The 281-nt window shown below is 32.4% G+C and carries 1 pseudogene; it reads right to left on the reverse strand.

The annotated features are described in order from the left end of the window. Nucleotides 1-62: 62 nt before the first annotated feature. A pseudogene (locus ADH02_RS09375) lies at nucleotides 63-281 on the reverse strand (ISL3 family transposase); the annotation flags it as partial.

Below are 281 nucleotides of genomic sequence, written 5' to 3' on the forward strand. Positions count from 1 at the left end.
AACATTTCTTTTATTAATTGAATGTACGGTAAGTACATGTCGATGGAGATAGTTTTTACCTATAATCTAGTTGTAGCCTCAAAACGATGAAAATACTATTTCAAACTGTAAGATTTTCTATCTCGTACAAGATCGACCAACTTGTGTGTAGTGCTTTCACAAATAATGAAGCTCATATTACTATCGGAAGATTTGACGGATTTAAATTCATCAAAGCACAAATGCTCAGGTAAATCGTGTAATGGTTTAATGGTCAATAATCGTGCTGTATCATCTATGAT

Origin of the sequence: Streptococcus sp. 263_SSPC, assembly GCF_001071995.1 — a bacterium.
Classification (GTDB): domain Bacteria; phylum Bacillota; class Bacilli; order Lactobacillales; family Aerococcaceae; genus Granulicatella.